This is a genomic window from uncultured Mucilaginibacter sp. (assembly GCF_903893715.1).
Classification (GTDB): Bacteria; Bacteroidota; Bacteroidia; order Sphingobacteriales; family Sphingobacteriaceae; genus Mucilaginibacter.
Genome location: NZ_CAITNG010000128.1, coordinates 1 through 1,802 on the forward strand (window position 1 = coordinate 1; position 1,802 = coordinate 1,802).

Below are 1,802 nucleotides of genomic sequence, written 5' to 3' on the forward strand. Positions count from 1 at the left end.
AGAAATAGTTGATTATTTTTTGAATAATAAATTGAATTGTATGGTTAAATCGTTGGTTACTTTCATGGCGCCCAACAAAAAGCTTGGCGGATCAATCTTGTAGTCGGTTAATTTCAGTTTTTCGGACCCTGTGCAACTGATACTGTTGTCGGCATTCAAAACAGCGTTTACATCCATGCTGATGGGTTGGGTTACGCCGGCAATGGTAAGCTCGCCTTTGGTTTTGATAAGGTATTTACCTTTTGCTGTTGTTGTAACCGTAGCCGAGGTAAGTTTGTAAACTACCTTAGGATACTTATCAGCACTGATGGTTTTATAAGTCCTGTCGTCCATCGAAGCGTGCTCGCTTTTGAGGCTCTTTACATCAACAGAGAAGTTCAGTGAAGTTAACCCGGTTAATTCGTTTTGGGCGTCAAATTTAAACTCGCCCTGGCTTTCGAGACCGGTGGCAGTCATCACCCAATCGTGAACGTTCGATGAGCCAAGTACCTTTACAGCAACATCTTTTGCTGCAACCAATTTGTAATTACCCTGCGCTTTTAAAAGCTGCGGAGCTGATAAGAGAATAGCCACTGCAATGATACCTGTGATGGCGCGGGCGGCTTTTTTAAAGATTTTAGTTTTCATGTGATTAATTTTTTGTTGTTAGTAAAACAGGATTTATATCATTTTATTTAACTTTCTTTAACTCACCCGTGCTTTAATTGCGTTTGTGTTAATTTATGTCCAAAAGTATACCTCATTTCCGGCCTAATAAATGACGGTGATTTGCGGGAAAAGATGATAGAAGTCATTTTATAAACCGTATTTGTTATCCAACTTTAGTGTATTAAAACTTAGCGCAATGAAAACGATACTTGTGTTAACAGACCTCGGCAAAAAGGCCGAAAACGCTGCGTTATACGCCTTTAGGTTAGCAGAAAAGGCACAGTCGAACGTAATCCTCTATCATTCGTTCACTGTATTTCAATCGGTAGCGGTACCCGAAACGGGCATGTGGCCGGTTGACGATTACGAACAAACCAAAAACGAAAGCCTGACCCAACTACAAGTGCTTGCAAATAACCTGAGGATACAAAGCGAACCAGGCAAGTTTATTCCTGAAATTGACATTTTAAACGGCACGGGCAACTTAGAAGACACAGTTCAGGAAATGCTCAAGGAAAAGAATATCGACCTTATTGTGATGGGTGCAAAAAGTGCCGATGTACTATCGCACTTGTTTACCGGTAGCGAAACCAACCACATGATAGATGAGGTAAAATGCCCTATCCTATTTGTGCCTGAAGACTACAGGTTCCATCCCTTTAAAACCATTGTTTTTGCAACAGATTTGAAAAAGGCTTATCCGGAAGCAGTAAGTTTTGTGGTTGATTTGGCCCTGATCAATTGTTCGCAGATTATTATTGCCCATGTTGGCGAAGGCGGGAACTTTAGCCCTGCCGGATGCCTGAAACTGGTAAAAGAGGTTTACGAGTACCCGAACGTGAGCTTCAGGCAGTTGCCCGATGGCAATACCAACGATCAACTCAAATCGTTCATCACTTATGCCGGTGCCGATCTTACTGTGATGGTGCACCACAAACATTCGTTAATAGGCGAACTGATACCTGGCAGCAACAGTAAAAAGATGCTGTACAAGCATAAAAACCCTGTACTGGTATTACCCGATATTTAAAACCTGATTGTGTGAGTTGTTAGTTACGCCCGCAGTTGTATTCATAACTGCGGGCGTTTTTTGTAAGTTACCCGTCGGGTGGTCAAAAAACAGGGAGCGCCTCCAGTATCTCCATCGACGGGAA

At 42.2% G+C, this 1,802-nt stretch carries 2 protein-coding genes; one reads left to right on the top strand and one right to left on the bottom strand.

Annotated features, from left to right (window positions below; all coding sequences use genetic code 11):
* Positions 1–12 precede the first annotated feature (12 nt).
* Positions 13–627: a YceI family protein gene (locus QZX97_RS14635; RefSeq protein ID WP_295655746.1), complete on the bottom strand. Its 615-nt coding sequence runs from the start codon at positions 625–627 to the stop codon at positions 13–15.
* Positions 628–844: 217 nt separating this feature from the next.
* Between QZX97_RS14635 and QZX97_RS14640 the strand changes: the two genes are divergently transcribed.
* On the top strand, positions 845–1,678 hold the full coding sequence (locus QZX97_RS14640; RefSeq protein ID WP_295655747.1) for a universal stress protein: 834 nt from the start codon (positions 845–847) through the stop codon (positions 1,676–1,678).
* The last annotated feature ends 124 nt before the right edge of the window (positions 1,679–1,802 follow it).